General features: G+C 41.4%; 7 protein-coding genes and 1 pseudogene. 4 read left to right on the top strand and 4 right to left on the bottom strand.

Going from position 1 to position 5,858, the window contains the following annotated elements:
- The coding region (locus IM475_RS01710; RefSeq protein ID WP_502865404.1) for a photosynthetic reaction center family protein at positions 1-600 on the top strand (600 nt) is incomplete at its 5' end.
- A 122-nt stretch (positions 601-722) separates the two neighbouring features.
- On the opposite strand, the gene IM475_RS01715 is transcribed toward IM475_RS01710, so the two are convergent.
- From IM475_RS01715 to IM475_RS01730, 4 genes are all read right to left on the bottom strand, one after another.
- The gene (locus IM475_RS01715) at positions 723-1,067 is read right to left on the bottom strand and encodes a hypothetical protein (RefSeq protein WP_287726486.1); all 345 of its coding nucleotides are present in this window, start codon (positions 1,065-1,067) and stop codon (positions 723-725) included.
- A gap of 352 nt (positions 1,068-1,419) precedes the next feature.
- Positions 1,420-1,662 carry a Txe/YoeB family addiction module toxin gene (locus tag IM475_RS01720; RefSeq protein ID WP_287660672.1) on the bottom strand — a complete coding sequence of 81 codons (243 nt, stop codon included), beginning with the start codon at positions 1,660-1,662 and terminating at the stop codon, positions 1,420-1,422.
- 17 nt (positions 1,663-1,679) lie between these two features.
- Positions 1,680-1,898 (bottom strand): hypothetical protein, encoded by a 219-nt coding sequence (locus IM475_RS01725; RefSeq protein ID WP_287660671.1) that lies wholly within the window; start codon positions 1,896-1,898, stop codon positions 1,680-1,682.
- Positions 1,899-2,166: 268 nt separating this feature from the next.
- The gene (locus tag IM475_RS01730) at positions 2,167-2,382 is read right to left on the bottom strand and encodes a ribbon-helix-helix domain-containing protein (RefSeq protein ID WP_287660670.1); all 216 of its coding nucleotides are present in this window, start codon (positions 2,380-2,382) and stop codon (positions 2,167-2,169) included.
- A gap of 496 nt (positions 2,383-2,878) precedes the next feature.
- Between IM475_RS01730 and IM475_RS01735 the strand changes: the two genes are divergently transcribed.
- The 3 genes and pseudogenes from IM475_RS01735 to IM475_RS01745 form a co-directional block, all read left to right on the top strand.
- On the top strand, positions 2,879-3,565 hold the full coding sequence (locus IM475_RS01735) for a tyrosinase family protein (protein ID WP_287726487.1): 687 nt from the start codon (positions 2,879-2,881) through the stop codon (positions 3,563-3,565).
- Between the two features lie 63 nt (positions 3,566-3,628).
- Positions 3,629-5,398, top strand: a complete 1,770-nt coding sequence (locus IM475_RS01740) for a multicopper oxidase family protein (RefSeq protein WP_287726488.1) — start codon at positions 3,629-3,631, stop codon at positions 5,396-5,398.
- 28 nt (positions 5,399-5,426) lie between these two features.
- Positions 5,427-5,531 (top strand): annotated as a pseudogene (locus IM475_RS01745) (photosystem Q(B) 2 domain protein); the annotation flags it as partial.
- Positions 5,532-5,858: the final 327 nt, after the last annotated feature.

The following is a 5,858-nucleotide window of genomic DNA, read 5'->3' on the forward strand; positions in this document are numbered from 1 at the left end:
CCCATCGGACAAGGTTCTTTCTCTGATGGTATGCCTTTAGGAATCTCTGGAACCTTCAACTTTATGTTCGTGTTCCAAGCAGAACATAACATTCTGATGCACCCCTTCCATATGTTAGGTGTTGCCGGTGTGTTCGGCGGTTCCTTGTTCTCCGCGATGCACGGTTCTCTAGTAACTTCTTCCTTAGTGCGTGAAACCACTGAAATCGAATCTCAGAACTACGGTTACAAATTCGGTCAAGAGGAAGAAACCTACAATATCGTTGCCGCTCACGGTTACTTCGGACGTTTAATCTTCCAATACGCTTCTTTCAACAACAGCCGCTCTCTGCACTTCTTCTTAGGTGCTTGGCCGGTAATCGGTATCTGGTTTACGGCAATGGGTGTTAGCACCATGGCGTTCAACCTCAACGGTTTCAACTTCAACCAGTCGATTCTCGATTCTCAAGGTCGTGTAATCGGTACCTGGGCCGATGTATTAAACCGCGCTGGTATCGGTATGGAAGTAATGCACGAGCGCAATGCTCACAACTTCCCCTTAGACTTAGCTAGTGGTGAACAGGCTCCTGTAGCTCTGACCGCTCCCGCTATCAATGGTTAATTCCTAGTCTGAACGAAAAGGCACTCCCGCGAGGGGGTGCTTTTTTGTTGAGAAGGGAAGGATAACCAGTGGCTATGAGAGAATAAAAGACAGTTCTGTTATACGCCGCAATCATTGATCTTTTAACAGTTCATATTTATCCCCCAATGTGAAAATTGGCGGTCTTTGTAGGCAAGGGTAAAACTGGATAAATAATCTTTACCGTCTAAATCGAGATTAAAGGCAGAAAAGCAGACGTACAGACTACGTTTATCAACGGCGACAGAGCGACTAAAAATTTTACTGAGAGTATTGGCGGTCAGTCCAGTTTGTTGGCTAAGAATGTCTAAGGTGCAGCGAGTGTTTTGTTTTATTTCCCAATTCACTTTAGCACGGTGCAGTTTTTGGTAGCCGATGGAGGTTAATATGACGCCACGTTGGCGAGAGGATTTACCGTTTGACTGTTCCATAAGTTGCCCCATCAACATAGAGGTCAGCAGAATTTTCTATTATGGTAATCAATGGGGATACAAAAAATTACTTTTTTTACAAGATTTAAAGTTTGCGCTAGGAGTCAGGATTTTAACTAGGTGAGATCACCGATGATTCTCCTTGAACAGTTATTATGTCCTTAACCTATGGGAGTCTATCGTTATTTAGCGATTGAATGGGGCGATCGCCGTTATGCTTGATAAATTTCCCAACGATGCCCAATGCTGTGGAGCTAAATAATCCCACTCCCACATCTCCCAAAAAAAGAGCGCACTTCCCATATTTACCAAAACGCCATTACTCCGTTCTATCTCCTAAAAAGCGATCGCTCTCCAGCATCAAAATGATCTAGTCATAATGACTCCACATTCGATAAATTTTGAGCAATTTCTCCGATTCAAAGACTTCATAAACTAGCCGATGCTGTTTATTGATACGACGACTAATTAACCCTTTCATGTCCCCTTTTAATAACTCATAATCTGGTGGGTATTGAAACGGGTCTTCTTCAATTATTTTGATAAGTTCAAGAACCTTGGGTTTCAGTCCACTAGAAGCAATCTTTTTTGCATCTTTTTGAGATTGGGTCATAAAGATTATTTTATACATTACCAATCTAACTGATCTAAGCTTAAGCTCTGTTCAATAGATTCATCACGGGCTGCCTGAATAGTTTGAATCATTCCTTCGATTCCCCTTAGATATTCGTCATCACTGACATAATCTGATTGTTCCAGAATTTTAATTTCGTCTCTAGAGAAGCGATCAAGTAACCATAGAAATTTTTCACTAATGCTATCGTCAATTTGCAAGGTAATTGTTCGCATAAATTAACTCCTAAGTAGGTAGGCGTTAAAAGTTGTCAGATGCCCCCCTTATTAAGGGGGGATTAAGGGGGGATACACCCGCCTATCGGCACCCCCCTGATCAAGGGGGGCAGGGGGGGATCGAACCTAAAATCCATTTTTAATTTAATTATAACCAGCTACTTAAGCTTTCTGTATAAATCGCTTTCACATTGAAATCTACACTTTGTGCATTCTATCATTATTTTATTTTCCACGTTATCCAACAAGCGATCGCCTTTCCACACCCCTACAAGCGCTCGCTAGGAAAACCGATAATACGTCCATCACTGAGTTCAACATATATCATGCCTTCTTCTTCGCGTTTACTGAGTAATTGTAGGGCTTCGGCAATAACTTCGTCTGGATTGGCATAACACCCTGTATCTAGTTTGGCTTCGATCAGCTTTTGGTGTTCGGGTTTTAAGGTTAATTTCAGGGCTGTTAAGGCTTGGCTTTTTTTCATTATAGGTTTGTCGCTGTGGGATCATCCCAAGTTTGCTCAGGCGAGATGCTCTACTCATTTTTACTGTGGGGGAAGCTCTCTAGCCTGTCCAGATGACAAAAGTGGAACACTCCCATCTCGGTTTTTGTGGTCTTGGGTATGAAGCAAAAATTTGGGGGTCGGAGTGTGGGCAGATTGTCAGGATATTTTGACAAAGCTTGGGCTTAAGTTGGTAAAGTTGGGGATTTTTCCCAAGTTAAGGATTTTTGCGAGAGGCTGGAGGGGCTGTAAGTTAGGCGGGGTAAGGGTTGGGAGAATTTTATCGACTTTTTCCTTAAGTTGGTAAACTTTGGTTGTGTGAGATGTTGGGAACAACTATCATCGGCTTAAATTACTAAATTCGATTTCTTGTTTTCACTACTTATCCAGTACCAGCAATAATTTACTGCGTAGATCACTTGAAAAGTAGAATTATCGGTCTTTTTCGACAAATCCCATTGAGTATTAGGAGTCAAATATGACTGGATCTCCACCCCTAAAAATACGCTATTCTATTGGTTATTTACACGACCAATATGATTGCGGTAATAAAAAACCGCTTGAAGACCTAATTCGGGCATGGAAAGGGATTCAGGAACTTCCCATCACAGATAAGCGTTCATTTTTCGTGATTGGGGGTGATCACGGAGAACCTTTTCAATATCGAAAACAGGTTGACGAGCTTTCCCAAGTGGATCAATATGTCTATTGGGGGGGATATTGTAATCCTGGTAATGTGTTGTTCCCCACATGGCACAGGGTATATGTACTCAAATTAGAGGAAGCCCTACAAAGTATCGTACCTGATGTGACAATGCCCTATTGGGACGAAACCGATGAATACAGCATCAAACATGGGATTCCTGCGATTTTGACTCAAGCCCAATTTGAACTTGACGGAGAAATAATCGATAATCCGTTGAAATCATTCATATTACCAGAAGGCTTGTCGGATTCTATCCCCAGTGACGATAGAGCTTATGAAAAACCCAAAGGCTATGAAACCGTGCGTTATCCCTTATCGGGTTTAGTCGGCACACCAGAGGCCAGGGCGGCTACCGAGTCCCATAATGCTCAGTATCCCCATCCTAGCCAAAATACTGATCCCGGAATTGCACCGGGTACTCCTCTCAATTTAGATACTCCAGATTTGGTTTATTTATAAGACAAATTCTTGAGGGTTTTGCTGTTGTTTTTGTTTGTGTAACCAATAGGTAGTGAGAAAAAAATGAAGAGTTTGTTTGCTATTTTGTTGTCATTTTTGTTGTTGTTGTATCCTGCGAATTATGCCTATGCAGCCGATGCAACCGATTCGATAGAAAATCCCTGTCCTTATGATGCGATTAACAGTGCAGTTCCTTCATACGAAAAGTATGCTGAAGAGGATTTCAAAAATCCAGAGGAAATTACTTCTAACAATGGTGTATTAACAACCACCTTAACGGTTAAATATGGGGATAATAATATCGCTGGTTGTCCAGTGCATTTGCGCTCTTATAATGGTAAGTTAGTCGGTCCTACATTAAGGGTTAAACCGGGAGATACAATTCACATAAATTTGATTAATGATTTGCCGCCTCAAGATCATCCTGACAATCACCAGACGAATCAACAAACCGATGGGGGTTGTTCTTATGAGATGGAGACTGAAACTAATAACGAACCTCATAATTTTAATGTTACTAATTTTCATACCCATGGCCTTCATGTTAGCCCTAGTGGCTGTAGTGATAACGTCTTAAGGGTGATGAAACCAAGAGCAAAAGCGGGAGAGCCAGCAAAAGAATATACGATTGAAGTTAAAGTTCCGGACGATCATCCAACAGGAACTTACTGGTATCATGCTCATCTTCATGGTTCAACTGCATTACAGGTTTCTAGTGGCATGGCTGGGGCCTTAATTGTGGAAGATAAAGAAGAAGATAAAATTCCAGAAATTAAGGCTGCAGAGGAGAAAATTTTTGTTGTGCAGCAAATTGTCTATGACCAAAAAGGGGAAATTGAAGACTATAAACTATTCGTTCCTACAGGTTGGGGGCACTCAAAACGACATGTTACCATTAATGGCCAAATTGTACCGAAGATTAAAATGCGACCCGGAGAAGTGCAACGTTGGCGTTTTATCCATGCAGGAATTCGGGAAAGTATTCAACTAGAATTACGGAATGATCGGGTTCAAATCCCCCTCCATGAAATTGCTGTTGATGGTATTGCTTTAGGTAAGTTAGATTCATGGAAAGATAGCCCAGTTGAGCTTGAACCAGGTTATCGTAGTGATGTTCTGATTAAAGCTGAAATGCTTCCAAAGAATCAAACAGAAGAGACGTATTTGTTGTCTGATAAAGCTACAACATCCAAAAAGTCTTTATTAGGAGTAGCTGAAACGGGCAGTATCCTTGCTAAAGTAATTGTTAAGGGTGAACCTATGGATATGAAGTTACCCAGTGATGATCAATTAGCTACATTTAAAGCTAAAAATGCCCCTAAGGATATTCAACCTAATGAAATAACCGGTGGACGTCAGGAGGTTATCTTCAGTATTATTAAGGACAAAAACGACGAAAAGAAGAACCTATATATGGTTGATGACGCTCCTTTTGATCCTAAAAATGTCAGAAATCTTACCTTGGGTAAGGTGGAATCATGGGAGCTAAAGACTGCTTCTGATTCACTTGGTCCTACTCATCCTTTTCATATTCATGTGAATCCTTTTCAGGTTGATCGCAAAGCTCCCAATGGAAACAAAGAGCGAATTTGGCGAGATACATTATTAATTGAGAAAGACGAACCGCAAACTGTCTACAGTCGCTATACTCGTTTTACTGGGAAATTTGTTCTGCACTGTCATATTTTGGATCATGAAGATCAGGGAATGATGGAAGTTGTTCAAATTGTGGATCCTCAAAAAGATCAAAATTCGGAACCTAAAGATGAAAATTTGGATCCTGAAGATAAGGGAATGATGGAAGCTGTTCAAATCAGTCATAATCCCATTTAAACATCACCCATGCCGCACAGGATTGTTCGGTATGGAAGTAATGCACGAGCGCAATGCTCACAACTTCCCCTTAGACTTGGCTAGTGGCGAACAGGCTCCTGTGGCTCTGACTGCTCCTGCTATTAATGGTTAATTCCTAGTCTGAATGAAAAGGCACTCCCACGAGGGGGTGCTTTTTTGTTGAGAAGGGAAGGATAACCAGTGGCTATAGCGTTTTCAAATGAGACATGAAAAAGCATTGTAATTGTGGAGATTAGGAAAAGTAAATAGGGTTTGCGGCAAAAAGTTTTTCGTGGGGGCAGGGTGTGGGGTTTTACCGATTTTCAGGTGGTCAACTACCTAATTTTCAGGGAAAAAGTCCAGGGATTTTCCCCCCGATCACTCCAAGTGCTGGCACTTTTTGAGGGGAAAAAAGTCTAAAAGTCTTACCCAACAAGGTTTTTAGATTTATTCAGCAAAC

This window comes from Microcystis sp. M061S2, assembly GCF_020245605.1.
In the GTDB taxonomy this organism is placed as follows: domain Bacteria; phylum Cyanobacteriota; class Cyanobacteriia; order Cyanobacteriales; family Microcystaceae; genus Microcystis.